Annotated in this window: 19 protein-coding genes; 9 read left to right on the top strand and 10 right to left on the bottom strand. The window is 60.9% G+C overall.

Annotated features, from left to right (window positions below):
* Nucleotides 1–6 precede the first annotated feature (6 nt).
* Complete coding sequence (locus tag ABV589_RS06220; protein WP_367085280.1) at nucleotides 7–963, bottom strand: putative 2-dehydropantoate 2-reductase; 957 nt, start codon at nucleotides 961–963, stop codon at nucleotides 7–9.
* Nucleotides 964–1,350 (bottom strand): thioredoxin family protein, encoded by a 387-nt coding sequence (locus ABV589_RS06225; RefSeq protein WP_367085281.1) that lies wholly within the window; start codon nucleotides 1,348–1,350, stop codon nucleotides 964–966.
* On the opposite strand from ABV589_RS06225, the gene ABV589_RS06230 reads away from it, so the two are divergent.
* Both ABV589_RS06230 and ABV589_RS06235 read left to right on the top strand, forming a co-directional pair.
* A complete protein-coding gene (locus ABV589_RS06230) occupies nucleotides 1,349–1,792 on the top strand; it encodes a PilZ domain-containing protein (RefSeq protein ID WP_007964792.1) in 444 nt (147 codons plus the stop codon). The genes ABV589_RS06225 and ABV589_RS06230 overlap by 2 nt on opposite strands.
* A gap of 129 nt (nucleotides 1,793–1,921) precedes the next feature.
* Nucleotides 1,922–2,998 (top strand): 3-deoxy-7-phosphoheptulonate synthase, encoded by a 1,077-nt coding sequence (locus ABV589_RS06235; protein WP_007908583.1) that lies wholly within the window; start codon nucleotides 1,922–1,924, stop codon nucleotides 2,996–2,998.
* 60 nt (nucleotides 2,999–3,058) lie between these two features.
* Here the strand turns inward: ABV589_RS06235 and ABV589_RS06240 are convergent, their stop codons facing one another.
* Entirely contained in the window at nucleotides 3,059–3,340 is a 282-nt protein-coding gene (locus ABV589_RS06240) for a GNAT family N-acetyltransferase (protein WP_003226804.1), read from the bottom strand.
* 635 nt (nucleotides 3,341–3,975) lie between these two features.
* Here ABV589_RS06240 and oprI point away from each other — a divergent pair.
* The gene (gene oprI, locus ABV589_RS06245) at nucleotides 3,976–4,227 is read left to right on the top strand and encodes an outer membrane lipoprotei OprI (protein WP_003199355.1); all 252 of its coding nucleotides are present in this window, start codon (nucleotides 3,976–3,978) and stop codon (nucleotides 4,225–4,227) included.
* 123 nt (nucleotides 4,228–4,350) lie between these two features.
* On the opposite strand, the gene ABV589_RS06250 is transcribed toward oprI, so the two are convergent.
* From ABV589_RS06250 to ABV589_RS06260, 3 genes are all read right to left on the bottom strand, one after another.
* Nucleotides 4,351–5,322, bottom strand: a complete 972-nt coding sequence (locus tag ABV589_RS06250; RefSeq protein ID WP_367085282.1) for a L,D-transpeptidase family protein — start codon at nucleotides 5,320–5,322, stop codon at nucleotides 4,351–4,353.
* A gap of 136 nt (nucleotides 5,323–5,458) precedes the next feature.
* On the bottom strand, nucleotides 5,459–5,752 hold the full coding sequence (locus ABV589_RS06255; protein ID WP_003226812.1) for a hypothetical protein: 294 nt from the start codon (nucleotides 5,750–5,752) through the stop codon (nucleotides 5,459–5,461).
* A gap of 57 nt (nucleotides 5,753–5,809) precedes the next feature.
* A complete protein-coding gene (locus ABV589_RS06260; RefSeq protein ID WP_367085283.1) occupies nucleotides 5,810–6,415 on the bottom strand; it encodes an arylesterase in 606 nt (201 codons plus the stop codon).
* A gap of 10 nt (nucleotides 6,416–6,425) precedes the next feature.
* Between ABV589_RS06260 and ABV589_RS06265 the strand changes: the two genes are divergently transcribed.
* The 3 genes from ABV589_RS06265 to greB are packed head-to-tail and all read left to right on the top strand — an operon-like array spanning nucleotide 6,426 to nucleotide 10,145.
* On the top strand, nucleotides 6,426–7,109 hold the full coding sequence (locus ABV589_RS06265; RefSeq protein WP_103483839.1) for an ABC transporter ATP-binding protein: 684 nt from the start codon (nucleotides 6,426–6,428) through the stop codon (nucleotides 7,107–7,109).
* A complete protein-coding gene (locus tag ABV589_RS06270; RefSeq protein ID WP_367085284.1) occupies nucleotides 7,109–9,613 on the top strand; it encodes an ABC transporter permease in 2,505 nt (834 codons plus the stop codon). The genes ABV589_RS06265 and ABV589_RS06270 overlap by 1 nt, the downstream gene beginning before the upstream one ends.
* Nucleotides 9,614–9,647: 34 nt before the next feature.
* Nucleotides 9,648–10,145, top strand: coding sequence for a transcription elongation factor GreB (gene greB / locus ABV589_RS06275; RefSeq protein ID WP_007964774.1), 498 nt, complete (start codon nucleotides 9,648–9,650; stop codon nucleotides 10,143–10,145).
* A 6-nt stretch (nucleotides 10,146–10,151) separates the two neighbouring features.
* Here the strand turns inward: greB and ABV589_RS06280 are convergent, their stop codons facing one another.
* From ABV589_RS06280 to ABV589_RS06290, 3 genes are all read right to left on the bottom strand, one after another.
* On the bottom strand, nucleotides 10,152–10,460 hold the full coding sequence (locus tag ABV589_RS06280) for a hypothetical protein (RefSeq protein WP_003226820.1): 309 nt from the start codon (nucleotides 10,458–10,460) through the stop codon (nucleotides 10,152–10,154).
* A 248-nt stretch (nucleotides 10,461–10,708) separates the two neighbouring features.
* Nucleotides 10,709–11,143 (bottom strand): DoxX family protein, encoded by a 435-nt coding sequence (locus tag ABV589_RS06285; protein WP_007964771.1) that lies wholly within the window; start codon nucleotides 11,141–11,143, stop codon nucleotides 10,709–10,711.
* Between the two features lie 108 nt (nucleotides 11,144–11,251).
* Nucleotides 11,252–12,673 (bottom strand): transglycosylase SLT domain-containing protein, encoded by a 1,422-nt coding sequence (locus ABV589_RS06290; RefSeq protein WP_367085285.1) that lies wholly within the window; start codon nucleotides 12,671–12,673, stop codon nucleotides 11,252–11,254.
* Between the two features lie 234 nt (nucleotides 12,674–12,907).
* Here ABV589_RS06290 and ABV589_RS06295 point away from each other — a divergent pair, with 234 nt between their 5' ends.
* The 3 genes from ABV589_RS06295 to ABV589_RS06305 all read left to right on the top strand — a co-directional run bounded on the left by ABV589_RS06295 (nucleotide 12,908) and on the right by ABV589_RS06305 (nucleotide 15,925).
* Entirely contained in the window at nucleotides 12,908–13,714 is an 807-nt protein-coding gene (locus ABV589_RS06295; protein ID WP_367085286.1) for a TatD family hydrolase, read from the top strand.
* A gap of 175 nt (nucleotides 13,715–13,889) precedes the next feature.
* Nucleotides 13,890–15,371 carry a methyl-accepting chemotaxis protein gene (locus tag ABV589_RS06300; protein WP_367085287.1) on the top strand — a complete coding sequence of 494 codons (1,482 nt, stop codon included), beginning with the start codon at nucleotides 13,890–13,892 and terminating at the stop codon, nucleotides 15,369–15,371.
* A 188-nt stretch (nucleotides 15,372–15,559) separates the two neighbouring features.
* The gene (locus ABV589_RS06305) at nucleotides 15,560–15,925 is read left to right on the top strand and encodes an Mpo1-like protein (protein ID WP_367085288.1); all 366 of its coding nucleotides are present in this window, start codon (nucleotides 15,560–15,562) and stop codon (nucleotides 15,923–15,925) included.
* A 5-nt stretch (nucleotides 15,926–15,930) separates the two neighbouring features.
* Here ABV589_RS06305 and ABV589_RS06310 read toward each other — a convergent pair whose 3' ends face one another.
* Complete coding sequence (locus ABV589_RS06310) at nucleotides 15,931–16,725, bottom strand: thioesterase family protein (RefSeq protein WP_367085289.1); 795 nt, start codon at nucleotides 16,723–16,725, stop codon at nucleotides 15,931–15,933.
* Between the last annotated feature and the right edge of the window lie 38 nt (nucleotides 16,726–16,763).

The following is a 16,763-nucleotide window of genomic DNA, read 5'->3' on the forward strand; positions in this document are numbered from 1 at the left end:
ACCGACTCAGGTGTTGCGCCGGTCGATGAAACTCAATGTGCGATACAGCGCCTCGATCCGTGGCAACTCACATCCTGCCGCCTTGGCGGCGGCCAATGGCCGGGCGTAAATCGCTTCCAGCTCCAGCGGCCGTTTATGCAGGAAATCGTGGTACATGCTCGGCCAATAGTCGGGCATTTTCTCGGTCATCATGAACAGGTACTCGGCGTAACCGGGCGGTATGTCGTGACCACAGGCCTTGGCGCCCTGCACCACTTCGGCCATCAACGCCTGGATCAGCGCGCGACTGTCAGCGTCGGCCATCAGCGGCGTGGTGCCGGCGCCGAGCAACACCGAGAGCCCGTTGTAGGGAATATTCCACACCAGTTTCTGCCAGCGTGCCTGATGCAGATTGGGCATCGCCTGCGAATCGATACCGGCGGCGCGGAACAGACCGGCGCCCTCCTCGACCAGCGCCGTACGCGCCGTGTCGTCTGCCGCCGGGCCACTGTGGTAGCCAACGTTCACCGCCCCCAACGCCTGATGGGTAATGTGGCCCGGCCCTTCGCGATGTACGCAGATCAGGCACAGACCCCCGAGCAGATGCAGGGAGTCGGGGAGCAACTCGCGCAGGCTGTCTTCGACGTCCAGACCGTTTTGCAGCACCAGCACTTTCGCGTCGGGCCTGGCCGCAGCAATGATCGCCGGGGCCAGACCGGCGTTGCTGGTGGTCTTGGCGCCGACCAGCAACCAGTCGCAGGCCGGCATGTCCTCGGCCTTGGCATACGCTTGCACCGGGTTCAGCGTCAGCGTGCCATGCACGGCACTGTCCACCTGCAAACCACGTTCGGCTACTGCCGAGAATTCACTGCGCAGTAAAAAGTGCACATCGAAACCGGCCCGCGCCAGCATCAGCCCGTAAAACCCGCCAATCGCGCCGGTGCCGATAATCCCGATCACCGGTTTGCTGTCTGCTCCCACCATCTATGGCAACTCCTCTGCAATTCGACGCAGTGCCTGCGCCACGGCCGCGTTCAGCGCGGTGGCGGTCAGGCGCGTGTGCAATGCCCCAAAGAACTCGCCGTCGCGCACCACAAACAGCGCCGGCAAATGAAAGACCTGATAGCGTTCCACCAACCCGCCATTGTTGCCGGCATCGATCCAGCACAGGCGATCCACCGCCAGCTCGAACCCGGGCAACACCTCTCTGGCATAGCGGCAGCTGGAACAGCCGACACTGGTAAAAATCACCAGCGAAACGCCGCTCATCGCCAGCAGCCGCTGGTCGGCGTCGAAATCGGTCAGCTCGGATTCGACCACTATACTGGGGGAAACAATGTCAAATGGCCGACACAGGGAGTCTGTGCTCATGGGACGTTTCATTCCTCATCCGGACGAAGTGCCGGTTGAATTAACCTTGCTCAAGCCCGAGTGTATTTCCAGGCAACAGCTGCACACTATCAGCCTCGGCGGGATCGCTTGCAATTATCACCGCGCCTGGCGCCACGGCACGGCGCTGCAAGTGCGCATGCCGACACTCAATGCCGACATCTGTTATCCGGGCTATGTCGCATGGTGTCTGCGGCGCAAAAAGGGCTATTTGGTGGGCATCGCGTTCACTGATGAGCAGACGCTGTTCAGCGCCAGGATGGGCGAACAGGTGTGCCAGATCGAACGTTATTGCCGCATGAACGAGGCCCACGACGACCTGCAGGATATTCAGGCGCTGGCCCTGCAATGGGTCGAACAACACGCCGACGAGTTCTCCCACGACAGCGTGCGCAAGGCTTTTGCCCAGCCAGTGCTGGATTAAAGCGGCGTTTGCCCATTGTCGAGCCGCGCCTGACGCGCTAAGGTTCGGCTCCCCGACGCGCTTAAATCTGCTGTGCTCCGCCGCGCGGGGATCGCTGGCGGCCGGCACCCGTGACCTGACGAGTAAACGATGGCTGATTTACCGATCAACGACCTAAACGTCGCCTCTAACGAGACCCTGATCACTCCCGATCAGCTCAAGCGTGATATCCCTCTGAGCGATGCTGCGCTGCGCACCGTCACCAAGGGCCGCGAAGTCATTCGCAACATTCTTGATGGCACCGACCACCGTCTGTTCGTAGTGATCGGCCCGTGCTCGATCCACGATATCAAGGCTGCCCACGAATACGCCGATCGCCTCAAGGTGCTGGCGGCGGAAGTCTCCGACACCCTGTATCTGGTCATGCGCGTGTATTTCGAGAAGCCACGGACCACCGTCGGCTGGAAAGGCCTGATCAACGATCCGTACCTGGATGACTCGTTCAAGATTCAGGACGGCCTGCACATCGGTCGCCAGTTGCTGCTGGACCTGGCCGAGAAAGGCCTGCCAACCGCCACCGAAGCGCTCGATCCGATCTCCCCGCAGTACCTGCAGGACCTGATCAGCTGGTCGGCCATCGGCGCGCGTACCACCGAATCCCAGACCCACCGTGAAATGGCGTCCGGCCTGTCTTCGGCTGTCGGCTTCAAGAACGGCACCGACGGCGGCCTGACCGTGGCGATCAACGCCCTGCAGTCGGTTTCCAGCCCGCACCGTTTCCTCGGTATCAACCAGGAAGGTGGCGTGTCGATCGTCACCACCAAGGGCAACGCCTACGGTCACGTGGTGCTGCGTGGCGGCAACGGCAAGCCGAACTACGATTCGGTCAGCGTCGCCCTGTGCGAGCAGGCGCTGAACAAGGCGAAGATCAAACCGAACATCATGGTCGATTGCAGCCACGCCAACTCCAACAAGGACCCGGCCCTGCAACCGCTGGTGATGGAGAACGTCGCCAACCAGATCCTCGAAGGCAACCAGTCGATCATCGGCCTGATGGTCGAGAGTCATCTGAACTGGGGCTGCCAGGCCATCCCGAAAGACCTCGCCGACCTGCAATACGGCGTGTCGATCACCGATGCCTGCATCGACTGGTCCGCCACCGAGAACACCCTGCGCAGCATGCACGCCAAGCTCAAGGATGTTCTGCCAAAGCGTCAGCGCAGCTGATCAGCGTTTCACGGGCATAAAAAAACGCCGGGCATTGCCCGGCGTTTTCGTGTGTGCGATTCAGATCTTGGCGGCGCGGCGCTGATGACGCTCCATGTAGCGTTCGACGTAGGAGCACGACGGGATCACCGTGTAGCCCATTTCTTCGGCGTACTGCAGCGCGCTTTCAGTCAGCGCGGCGGCAATGCCGCGACCGCGCAGGGCATTGGGCACGAAGGTGCGATAGATATCCAGGGTCTGTTTCCCCAGATCCATATAGGTCAGGTAGGCACGATGACCGTCCACATTGGTCTCGAACTGATGACCAGCCTGGTCATGGTGGATGGACAACGCCTCGCTCATCACTACTCCTCGCGGGTCTTGAATTCTGACCCCTACCTTACCGATGTTTTTCCGGCGAAGGAACATCTACGCCACCCCGTGCCTGATGGACACCGAGAAAAACCACACCGATCTCGCGCAACCGAGCACGTGATAAATAGTAGGCACCATTGGCGAAAATGCTCAAGGTGCGCTCGTCATCATGCTCGTTGACCGGGTGACTCCGATGGACGCAGCGGCGAGAGCAGGGAGGATCTTCCCGAAGCGCTCACCGGAACATTGCCGAATGTCGAGACTTAAGACGCGGGCGCTTCTTCAAAGTCACCTCAAGAGCGACAAAGATATGTGAGGCGTCATGCAAAATCGGAACAAAAGTGTAGACGAATTCATCTAGGCAGACTTGGTGCAACATGCAGAAACAGCACCGGGCAGCGGGAACTTTTTCTCATTAACACGCTCAGACCGGGGCTTGCAGCTGGATATTTTTTATACAGCCCAGTTAAAAGTTGCTCGAAAAAGAATCAACGCCTACAATTTTTTTTGCTTCTTGCGCTCCGTCAGTTTACTTACTACAAGTAATGGGTAGTATGTACGCCGGCTATTTCCTCAATCGGAGGAGAAAGCCACTTAATTGAAAGTCCTTGAAGGGGAACACGATGAACAACGTTCTGAAATTCTCTGCTCTGGCTCTGGCCGCAGTTCTGGCTACCGGTTGCAGCAGCGCATCGAAAGAAACCGAAGCACGTCTGACCGCTACTGAAGACGCAGCTGCTCGCTCCCAAGCTCGTGCAGACGAAGCTTACCGTAAAGCTGATGAAGCTCTGGCTGCTGCTCAAAAAGCACAACAGACTGCTGACGAAGCTAACGAGCGTGCTCTGCGTATGCTGGACAAAGCTAGCCGCAAGTAATAATCCCTCGGGATTGTTATCAAGCCGACCCATTTTTTGGGTCGGCTTTTTTATTGCCGGCAGCTTTGTCCAGGCAATAAAAAACCCGCCGACGCTTCAAGCATCGGCGGGTCCGGATCGAGCTTACTGTTGCAAGTCGATCGGTGTGCTCGAAACCATCGGCGTTGCCGCACCCGGGGTGCCGATTTCGGTAGGCAAGCCGTCTTCAGCCGCGACTACATCGCGCACCACGTCCCAATTCACCCGTACGTTATTGGCAATATCCTCACGCTTGAGCATCGCATTGATGACCGCAGTGTGCTTGTCGACCACCGACGGGTTGCCCTTGTCATCGATCGGCGTATGCGCCTCGAGATACACCTTGCCGCCACTGCGACCGAACTTGTACGCGTCGTTGAGAATGCGCACGGAAGTACCGACCGGCACCATGCTGGCCATTTCCAGCACGTTGTTGTTGAACATGCGGAAGCAACCGTGGCTGGTGCGCATGCCGATACCGAACTTCTTGTTCGAACCATGGATCAGGTAGCCCGGGGTGCCCAGGGTGAACTTGAACGGACCCAGCGGGTTGTCCGGGCCGGCCGGTACCACGTTCGGCAGCGGATCACCGTCGGCGGCGTGCTCGGCCTTGATCGACGCCGGAGGCGTCCAGGTCGGGTTCGGTGTCTTGGCGGTGATCGAGGTGTGCGCGATTGGCGACCCCCAACCTTCACGCCCAATCCCCAGCGGGAAGGTGTACACCACGTTCCGGCCTTTCGGGAAATAGTAGAGGCGGTATTCAGCAAGGTTGATCACGATGCCTTCACGCGGACCCGGCGGCAAAATGAACCGGGTCGGCAGGACGATTTCGGTACCGGCGCCCGGCAGCCAGGCATCGACGCCCGGGTTGGCCGCAACCATCTCCGAATAACCCAGGTCGTATTGGGTGCCCAGGTCAGCGAAGGTATCTTCGTACTTGGCCTTGATCACCTGCACCTGGCCGATGATGTCCTCACCGGGTGGTGGCAGGGGAAACTCCAATGCAGCAACGGGACCGGCCACACACAGGGCGGCAAGTGACAGGCAGCGGGTGACGGCAGGAAAGCGCGGCAACATCCGGAAAATCCTTCGCATGATCAACAAGGGTATAAGAGCGCGATTGTACACCGCACCTCGAGAATTCGGGGAGATGCGCCGATGGGCAGCCAGAAGTCTTCATGTAGGAGCTGCCGCAGGCTGCGATCTGTTGATCTTAAAGCTCGAAACGCAACTCCGGCCAGATCGGCGAGGTGCCGCGCTTCTGCGATTCAAGAATCGCCCGGCACAACGAACACAGACGCTGATCCTGGAACACCCGGCGATCCACACTCGACCAGCGCGGTTGCGCCGGCAGCAGACTGCCACACAACGTGCGATCCGCCGAGCCACCGAGTTCGAGCTGACGGGTCACCAGATGCACCCGCACTTCCTGGCAGGCGAACAGATCCAGCTGTTCGTCAGGCTCGATCAGTTGGTAGGCAAACAGGGACCAGGCAGGACGCGGCATCGGGGGCTCCAAATAAGGGGGCGCCACATTAGCCGAAAGCCTGCCGCTAGAAAAGCCTCATAACAGCGGTTTTAGCGTCGGCCAGACATTTTCCAGCAACTTGCCCTGAGCCCCGGCCGCCGGGTGCAGACCGTCGGCCTGCATCAGCTCGGGATGCCCGCCTACACCGTCGAGGAAAAACGGCACCAGCGGGATTTTTTTATCGTCGGCGAGTTTGCCGTAGACCTCGGCAAAGGCATCGGTGTAACGCTTGCCGTAGTTGGGCGGCAGTTGCATGCCCAGTAGCAGGACCTTGGCACCACTCTGACGCGAGCTGTCGATCATCGCCGCAAGGTTTTGTTGCAATTGCGTTGGCGGCATCCCGCGCAGGCCGTCGTTGCCACCCAGCTCAAGGATCACCAGCCCCGGTTTATGCTCTGCAAGCAGCGCCGGCAGGCGCGCCTGGCCTCCGGCACTGGTGTCGCCGCTGATGGAGGCGTTGACCACTTTATCGTCAAAACCCTCCTGTTTGAGCCGTTGTTCCAGCAGCGATACCCACCCCAGGCGGGTATCCAGTCCGAAACCGGCGCTGATACTATCGCCAACGATCAGGACAGTACCCGCCGCTGCGTTCTGGGCCATGCACATCAAGGCCAGGCCAGCACTCAAAAACCACACACGCATCGGATTCTCCATGGGCGCAAGCATTCTCACCGCGAAGAACCTCAGCAAAGTGGTTCCCAGCGCGGAAGGTGAACTGACTATCCTGCACGAACTCAGCCTGGAACTGAACAAGGGCGACAGCCTGGCCATCGTTGGCGCGTCCGGTTCCGGCAAATCCACCCTGCTCGGCCTGCTCGCCGGCCTCGATCTGCCAAGCAGCGGCGAAGTCATCCTCGCCGGGCAATCCCTGGGCAATCTCGACGAAGACCAGCGCGCGCGCATCCGTGCCGAACACGTGGGGTTCGTCTTCCAGTCCTTCCAGTTGCTCGACAGCCTCAACGCGCTGGAAAACGTCATGCTGCCGCTGGAACTCGATGGCCGCAAAGACGCCCGTGAGCGCGCTACTGAACTGCTGCAACGGGTCGGCCTCGGCCAGCGCCTGACGCACTCGCCGCGCCAGCTCTCCGGTGGCGAACAACAGCGCGTGGCGATTGCCCGGGCCTTCGCTGCCGAGCCGGACGTGCTGTTCGCCGACGAACCCACCGGCAACCTCGACAGCCACACTGGCGAACGCATTAGCGACTTGCTGTTCGAACTGAACAAGGAACGCGGCACTACTCTGGTGCTGGTGACCCACGACGAACGCCTGGCCCATCGCTGCCGGCGCCTGATCCGACTTGAAGCCGGGCTGCTGGTCGCCCCTCTGGAGCCTTGATGGCACGTTTGCCGTTGTTGCGTCTGTTCAGTCTTGCGTTACGCCAACTCATGCGCGATGCCCGTGCCGGTGAGCTGCGCGTGTTGTTCTTTGCCTTGGTCGTGGCAGTGGCAGCGAGTACCGCCATCGGCTACTTCGGTGCCCGCCTCAACGGTGCAATGATGCTGCGCGCCACCGAGTTCCTTGGCGCCGACCTGGTGCTTGAGGGCAGCTCGCCGGCCCGCGACGAACAGATCCGCAGCGGCACCGAGCTGCGCTTGAATCATGCGCAGGTGGTGGAATTTTCCAGCGTCATTGCCACCGACAATGGCATTCAGTTATCGAGCATCAAAGCGGTCGACCGCGCCTATCCACTGCGCGGCGAACTGAAAAGTGCCCCGGCCCCGTTTGCCGCTGAAACCTCGGGCGGCGAGCCGCAACCCGGTGAAGCGTGGGTTGAAGCTCGTCTGCTGACTGCGCTGGATCTGAAGATCGGCGACAGCATCGACGTCGGCATGAAAACCCTGAAGCTGACCCGCGTGTTGACCTACGAACCGGATCGCGCCGGCAACTTCTACAGCCTCACGCCTCGGGTGATGATCAACCTCGAGGACCTCGCCGCCACTGGCGTGGTCCAGCCCGGCAGCCGCGTGAGTTATCGCGAGTTGTGGCGCGGCGAACCGCAGGCGCTGGAAACCTATCGGCAACTGCTCAAGCCGGGATTGGCGGCAAATCAACGAATTCAGGATGCGCGCGACGGTAACCGGCAGATTGGCGGCGCACTGGGCAAGGCCGAGCGTTATCTGAACATGGCCAGTCTGGTCGCGGTGTTGCTCGCCGGCGTTGCGGTGGCGTTGTCGGCCAACCGCTTCGCCAGCCGCCGCTTCGATGCCAGCGCGCTGTTGCGCTGCCTTGGTCTGTCACGTCGGGAAACCATGCTGCTGTTCAGCATTCAATTAACCGTACTCGGTCTATTCGCTGCCCTCAGTGGCGCAGTGCTCGGCTGGCTGGCGCAACTGGGACTGTTCGCGCTGTTGCATGATCTGCTGCCGGCGGACGTCCCGCCGGGTGGGCTGTTTCCTGCATTGGCCGGGATCGGCACCGGGCTGGTGGCGCTCGCCGGGTTCGCCCTGCCGCCGCTTGCCGCGCTGGGTCGGGTGCCACCATTGCGGGTGCTGCGCCGTGACATGCTGCCGATCCCGTCGAGTACCTGGATGGTCTATGGCGCGGCGCTGGGTGCACTGGGCCTGATCATGTGGCGCCTGAGTCTCGATCTGCTGCTGACCTTCGCCCTGCTCGGCGGTGGTGTGGTCGCCGCGCTGGTGTTGGGTGGCTTGCTGCTGTTGCTGCTCAACAGCCTGCGACGGATGCTCGCCCGTGCGCCGCTGCCGTGGCGCCTCGGCCTGGGCCAGCTGTTGCGTCATCCACTGGCGGCGGCTGGTCAAGCACTGGCGTTCGGTTTGATCCTGTTGTCGATGGCACTGATCGCCCTGTTGCGTGGTGAACTGCTCGACACCTGGCAAAACCAGTTGCCGAAAAACGCCCCCAACTACTTCGCCCTGAACATCCTGCCGGCGGACAAACAGGCCTTCACCGATCACTTGATCAAGGTGTCCGCCCAAGCGGCGCCGCTGTACCCGGTGGTGCCGGGACGGCTGATCAGCATCAACGGCGAACCGGTGCAGCAAATCGTCAGCAAGGATTCGGCCGGCGACCGCGCGGTGCAACGCGACTTGAGCCTGACCTGGGCCGCCGACCTCCCGGCTGGCAACAAGCTCACCGCCGGTTCGTGGTGGACCGGGCAACCGTCGGATGAAGTTCCGGGTGTATCGGTTGAAGGCAAAGTCGCCGAAAGCCTCAAGCTCAAACTCGGCGATCACATGGTGTTCAGCGTCGGCGGGGTCAATCGTGAAGCCAAGGTCACCAGTCTGCGCGAGATCAACTGGGACAACTTCCAACCGAACTTCTTCATGATCTTCCAGCCCGGCACCCTGAAGGATCTGCCGGCGACTTACCTGACCAGTTTCTATCTGGCACCCGGTCACGATCAGCAGATCGTCGAGCTGTCACGGGCCTTTCCGGCGGTGACCATCCTGCAGGTCGAAGCGCTGCTGGAACAACTGCGCAGCATCCTCGCCCAGGTCACCCTGGCGGTGGAATACGTGTTGTTGTTTGTGTTGGCGGCGGGGATGGCGGTGCTGTTCTCCGGCTTGCAGGCAACGCTGGATGAACGCATTCGCCAAGGCGCACTGCTGCGCGCGCTGGGTGCGCAACGGCAATTGCTGGTCAAGGCCCGGCGCATCGAGTTCGGCTTGCTCGGGGCGGTCAGCGGCCTGCTCGCGGCCATCGGTTCGGAAGTGGTGAGTCTGGTGTTGTATCGCTATGCATTCGATCTGCCATGGCATCCGCATCCATGGCTGCTGATGCTGCCGTTGATTGGCGCCGCGCTGATTGGCGGTGCCGGGGTGTTCGGCACGCGTCGGGCGCTGAATGCGAGTCCGCTGACAGTCTTGCGCGAGGGTTGATAGACTCCAGCCTTCGTCACCACAAGAAGTTGCCATGAGCCGTTATCGCCCTCCCCGCACCGCCGGCACCGCGCTGATCACCCCTGAAGGTGAAGCGCGGATGCGCGCAGAATTCCATGAGCTGTGGCATGTGCGCCGCCCGCAGGTGACGCAAGCGGTCAGCGAAGCGGCGGCGCAGGGCGATCGTTCGGAAAACGCCGAGTACACCTACGGCAAGAAAATGCTGCGCGAGATCGACAGCCGCGTGCGATTTCTCACCAAGCGTCTCGAGGCCTTGAAGGTCGTCAGCGAGAAACCCAGCGATCCGAACAAGGTCTACTTCGGCGCCTGGGTCACCATCGAGGACGAAGACGGCAAGCAATCGCGCTACCGCATCGTCGGCCCGGATGAACTGGATCTGAAACTGGGTCTGATCAGCATCGACTCACCACTGGCCCGCGCCTTGATCGGCAAAGCGCTGGACGCCGAAGTCCGGGTGCAGACGCCAACCGGTGAGCAGTTTGTCTATATCGTGGCGATCGATTATCCGTAACGCGTTTCAGCGACGGGTGATCAGCCCCTGCCGCGCAACGCGGGTCAGTTGCTTGATCATTTCCGGAGCGTCTTCAGCGCTCGGTGCCTGAATCACCGCCAGGTCAAAACTGTCACTGGCAAAACGTGCAAGCGACTCGCCGTCTTCAACGAACTGGATCAGGAACGCGGCAGGACCGCCGCTGCGACGTGGCCAGCCATCGAGATAACGCAACAGCGTTGGCTGATGTTTGCCGCCAAGCAGGATTTTCGGGTTGCGCTGGGTGATATGAGCCGTGATCGGCGCGGGACGTGCTGGAGGGCGTAGTGCATTCATCGTGTCGTGTCTCTGCCTCAAAAGTCTGCATGGCAGGTGAGAGGCAACACCGAACCAGCGCTTTAGCGGTATTTCGAAGCCCTGTTCCGGCTTCTGACGGCAACTGTCTGAGTCACCTGGCGCCCCGCAAGTAGCTGTTTAAATCGGCGCATGAGCAACATCCTAGAGAACGTGACCGACGGGTGTCAAGAATCAGCCGCAACAAAAAAGGCCCGCACAATGCGGGCCTTTTGCTTGATCCAGAGCGCTCAACCGGCGATGGCGCGATCCACCGACAGCTTGCCGGCGCCTTCGATCATCACCGCGAGGCTGCCACCGAGCAGCGCCAGGGCGAACTCGTAACCGTTGTTGGCCATGAACAGACCGTTGCTGATGTGCACGGTGAAGATCGCCACCAGCGACAGGAAGGTCAGACCCAGCGCCGCCGGGCGCACCAGCAGGCCGATGATCAGCGCCAGACCGGCGAAGAACTCGGTACCGCCGGCCAGAGTGGCCATCAGGTAACCCGGGTGCAGACCGATGCTGTCCATGTATTGCGCGGTGCCCGCCAGACCGTAACCGCCGAACAGACCAAACAGCTTTTGCGAACCGTGGGCGGCGAAAATCACGCCGACCGCGATGCGCAGAATGGTCAGGCCGTAACCGGCGCGGGTGAACAGAACCTTGTTGATCAGAGAGCTCATGGGGCATTCCTTGTTTTGCGAGAAGTGTGTTGGGATTGGCCGCTATATTAATCAGTTAAATTCATGTTAAAAGCGCAATTATTCCGCCATAACAATCAAGTTATTCGATTACTTCCGTGAGGCAACTTTCTGGCCCCGGGACTCCAAAGACTCCCGCTCACGGTCGTACGCCAAGTAGTACTTGTTCACGCTATTAACATAGCTGACGGGACCCATGCCCACCTGTTCCATGGCGATGCGCTCGACCTGAAAGAACCACTGGTTCGGATTCAGGCCACGGCGCCGTGCTTCGGCGCGCATGCCTTGTACCCGTTCCGGGCCGATGTTGTAAGCCGCCAGAGTGAAGGCCATGCGCTCGCGCTCATTGAGTTTCGGACTGTTGAAAAACTTGCGACGGATCATCGCCAGGTACTTGGCCCCGGCCTGCACATTCGCATCGAGATTCTGGATGTTGTTCACACCGACCCGCTGCGCTGCGGACGGGGTGATCTGCATCAACCCGGTCGGGCCACTGCCGCTGCGGGCGCTGGGTTGCAGGGCTGACTCCTTGAAGGCCAGCGCCGCCAGGTTCAGCCAGTCCATGCTTTGTGCGTCGGCGTGTTTTTGCAGGGTCGGGCGCAGTTTCTCCAGACGCTGGCGGTCAGCCTTGGCCAACGGATAGTGCACTTGGTAGAGCCGTCGATAGATCCGCAGAAACTCTGCATCCTCGTTCGCCGGCTTCCTGTAGCCGCCCAGAAAGCGATCGATGCTCGCCCGCAACATCGAGGCATCACGGCGCACGAACCAGTATTCCTCACCCGGCTCGCTGATCATCAACTGCCGGTCGAAACGCAGCTTGGGCAGGATCTTGCCCCAACGCTCGGCAATCGGTTGCTCAACGATGGTCAGGTGGAAAATTCCGCCCTGCACCATCTCCAGCACGTCTTCGACCGCCAGTGTCGGGTCGACCCATTCGATCTTGATCGGCGCCAGTTTGTGCAACGCCAGCTTCTGATTGAGCTGGCTGACCGCCTCCCCCGCCGCACTGCCGGTCGGCAAGGCCAGGGTCTTGCCGGAAAGCTGCTCGACCTTGGTGTAACGGCGCTCGCCCTTGATGCCGACGAGCACCAGCGGCACGTTACTGGCGATCGGCTCACTGCTGGCAACCGCGTGGCCAGGTTGCAGATCAAGCAGCTCACCGGGCGCGACCAGATCACCTTCACCACGCTGCAACGCGCCGAGCAGTTGATCCTTGGCTTTGGGAATGATCTTGAGGGTAATTTCCTGACCATCGCGGGCGTGGCCATTGAGGTATTGCTCGAAGGCGCGCAGGCGATGGTATTCGACGCCGATGGCCTGACCCTGGACTTCACCGGAACTGTTGCGGCTCTGGTTGACCAACACTCGCAACACGCGACTGCTGCGAATTTCCGAGAGGTCGCGGACCTTGGCGGCCGGCACGGCTTGCTGTGGCCCGGGCAGGCGCGCAACCGCCGTTATCGGCAGCAGCAGCGACGCGCACAACAGGAGCAAAACCGAGGGACGATGCATCCACTCTCCGGAAAGAATACGGGGCGTTTTACCGCTGAACGGTCAAAAACACCGACAAAAACAGAGCGCCTGGAGCGCTGGCAAAGTGCGAGAGACTGGCACAGTGATGGCATTTGCGCCAACCCGGGCTGCGTCACGGCATCAAAAGACAGCTATAACTCGTTGTAGTTCTTGGCTTTTCTTATAAATCTACAGCTCTGGTATGCTTCCCGGCCTTCGGCCCGAGGTAGAACCATGCAACTCATCGATATCGGCGTCAACCTGACCAACCCCAGTTTCGCCGAAAAACATCAGGCGGTACTTGATCGCGCCTACGCCGCCGGGGTCTGCCAATTGGTGCTGACCGGCACCAGCGTCGAGGGTAGCGAACAGGCGCTGGAGCTGTGCCGGCAACTGGATGACAGCGGCCAGCAACTGTTCGCCACCGCCGGCATTCACCCGCATTCGGCCAGTGACTGGAACGCTGACAGCGCGCGGCGTTTGCGCAGCCTGCTGCAAGAGCCAAACGGGGTCGCCGTGGGTGAATGCGGGCTGGATTTCAACCGCGATTTCTCGCCGCGCCCGCAACAGGAAAAAGTCCTCGAAGAACATCTGGCGCTGGCGGTAGAACTGCAGTTGCCGGTGTTCCTGCATGAGCGGGATGCCAGTCAGCGCCTGCTGGAAATCCTCAAGGACTTCCGCGATCAACTGCCCGCCGCCGTGGTGCATTGCTTTACCGGCGAGCAAAAAGCGCTGTTCAGTTACCTGGACCTGGATCTGCACATCGGCATCACCGGCTGGATCTGCGACGAGCGCCGCGGCACGCACCTGCATCCGCTGGTCAAGGAGATCAAGCGCGGACGACTGATGCTCGAAAGCGACGCGCCGTACCTGCTGCCGCGCACTTTGCGGCCAAAACCGAAAAACGGTCGTAATGAACCGGCGTATTTGACCGAAGTGCTGCGCGAAGTGGCACTGCACCGGGGCGAGAGCCAGGAAGATCTGGCTGCGCACACCACGGCGTGTGCCCGCGCGTTCTTCAACCTGCCGCCATTGGTTTAAACAGCAAAAGATCGCAGCCTGCGGCAGCTCCTATAATAAGAGGGTGAACATCCTGTAGGAGCTGCCGAAGGCTGCGATCTTTTGATCTGTTGACCCACATCAAGCCCGACTTCCAACGTAGAGGCACAATAATGGCACCTTGCCAAAACTGTTTCCGCTATCAGAGAAGACCTCCATGGGTGCCTGGCTTAGCAATATCTCGCTGAAATACAAATTCTGGGCGGTCAATGCGGTCGCCTTCGTCACCACCCTGCTGCTGGTGTTGTACGCCGTGCAGCTTGAGCAGCAGGCCCGCAGTCAGGCGTCGAAAACCTCCGCACAGGCCCAGGCGCAATTGCTCAAGTCCTGGCCGGCCGGGCAGGCGCTGCCCAAGGCCGATCAAGTGCTGACTTTCAAACGGGGTGAAGCACCGCGCCTCAACGACCAGCCTGTGCTGGAAATCAGCGACAGCAACGGCTGGAACGAGATCAATCATCTGCCGCTGTTCGGCAACAACCCGCTGATGGGTGCCGAAGTGTTCAGTCGTGCCGACGGCCAGCAAGTCGCGGTCATCGCCTATGGCCCAAGTCTGGCGCAGGTGTTCAGCGAACGCTTTGCCAACTACGCCGTTGCCGTGTTCATCTTGATGTTCGCCATGCTCTGCGCTTCGCAGCTGCTGATCCGCTTCCTGCTCAGTCAGCTCAACACGCTGAAGGACGTGATGCTGCACGTCGAGAAAAGCGGTGACCTCTCGGCCCGTGTGCCGCTGGCCTGCAAGGACGAAGTCGGGCAAATGGCCAATGCGTTCAACGCGATGCAGGCCGGTTATCAGCGCGTGGTCACCACCGTCGCCAACACCGCGCGGCAACTGGACGTCGGCGCCGCGCGTCTGGCGTCGAGCATGAACGAAGTGCGCCACGGCATGCTCGGTCAACAGAGCGAAACCGATCAGGCCGCCACCGCGATCAATGAAATGACCGCCACGGTGTATCACATCGCCCAGCACGCCGGCGCCACCCGTGACCTGTCGCAGACCGCCGATGGTCTGGCCGGCAGCGGCCAGCAAGTGGTCAGCCGGGTGCAGCAATCGATTGCCGGACTCTCCAGCGGCGTGCAGCAGACCGCCGAGATGATCCAGCGCCTGGCCGAGGACAGCCAGAAGATCAACGGCGTGGTCAGTGTGATCCACAGCATCGCCGAGCAAACCAACCTGCTTGCCCTCAACGCCGCCATCGAAGCGGCGCGTGCCGGCGAGATGGGCCGTGGTTTTGCCGTGGTCGCCGACGAGGTGCGCAACCTCGCCAAACGCGTGCAGACCTCCACCGATGAAATCACCACCATGGTCTCGGCGTTGCAGGCCGGCACCCGCGATGCGGTGGACTTCATGCAGGAGAGTTCGTACAAGGCCGACGACTGCGTGCAGCAGGCGCAGGAGGCTGGCGAGGCGCTGGCGGAAATCACTGGCGCGGTGGCGCAGATGCGCGAGAGCAACACGCAGATTGCGGTGGCGGCCGAGCAGCAGAGTCAGGTCGCGGAAGAGATGAATCGGGCGGTGGTGAGCATTCGTGATGTGACCGAAAACACTGTGCAACAGACCGTGGATTCGGCGACTACCAGTAATGAACTGGCGACGTTGGCCGGGGAGCTCAACAAGGCTATCGGTCAATTGAAACTCTGAAGATCAAAAGATCGCAGCCTTCGGCAGCTCCTACAGGTATACGCATTTCAATGTAGGAGCTGCCGAAGGCTGCGATCTTTTTTTGTTCACCATTACTATGATGCCAATAGCCAACCTCGATTCGCCGCCCCCCTCGCCCCGGCCTATTCTTCAAGCATGTGTTCAACATGGATCGAGGAGTAGTCAACATGGGCAAACGTCACCCTAACCTTCCCGCGTGGCAATGGCGCGCGTACCCGGACAATCACCAGCACCCGACCAATCTGGTGTTGCACCTGATTGCCGTGCCGCTGTTCATCGTTGCGTTTCTGCTGATCGTGTCCGGGGTGTTCAGCCTGAGTCTGGCCAGTGTCGCCATCGGTGTGATCGGTATCGTCGCGGCGCTGGGTCTGCAGCGCCACGGCCACAGCCTGGAGGCGCAAGCCTCCGAGCCGTTCAGTGATCGCAAAGATGCGGTGTCGCGCTTGCTGGTCGAGCAGTTCCTGACCTTTCCACGGTTTTTCCTAAGCGGCGGCTGGTGGCGCGCCTGGCGTGAGCGCCACCGTCGGCACTGAGTGACTCAGGCAAAAATCGTCACGGTCTGCCGACTCATGGCAATCAACTCCCCCTCCGCGCTCCACAGCTTGGCGGCGACATGGCCGTAGCCGTCGGCGGCGTACTCGATGTCCGCCAGGTATTTGCACCAGTCCAGCGTGCTCAAGTCGCGTAACGGCTGGACGAATTCGATGGTCCAGGTCAGCGTGCTGCCCGGTGCCGGTTTCTTCAGGTACGGCAACAGTGCCGGTGGCCACGCATCCACCAGCGCCAGCAGATGCGCTTCATTGACCGGCTCTTCCTTCACATCGCCACGCAAGCGCACCCAGCCGCCCATCTGCCGCGATTGATTGCCGGTGAACGGCATGCCGCCGACACTCCAGCGCATCGCCAGATGGCGCATGAACTCCGGGGTCACGCCCTTGATGTAGGGCAACTCCTGGCATTCGTCCCAGTGTTTCATTTCAGCTGCCGGATAGGCGGCAACGGCCACTTCCGAAGGACGCGAAGCGCCAAAGCTGCCCTGCACAATCGTCACCACCTGACCGTTCTGCACAGCCCGGCCCAGCACTTGGCTGACCGCTTTGCCTTCGCGCAACACATCGACTTCGAAGCTCACCGGGACTTCCGGTTCGACCGGGCCGACAAAGGTGATCGCCAACGAACGCACCGGGCGCTCCGCCGGCACTTTCGCGCGCATGGTTTCGTATTGCAGCGCCGCGACCAGGCCACCAAAACTGGCCCGACCCTGACCCCACTCGGCGGGAATGGTCACTTCTGGCTGGCGACGAACCGCCTCGATCAGATCGGAAAAGCGCATGACAACCTCGGCAAGCGAAAAAAGGAATGCAGCGATCT

It is taken from the genome of Pseudomonas sp. HOU2 (assembly GCF_040729435.1).
Classification (GTDB): Bacteria; Pseudomonadota; Gammaproteobacteria; order Pseudomonadales; family Pseudomonadaceae; genus Aquipseudomonas.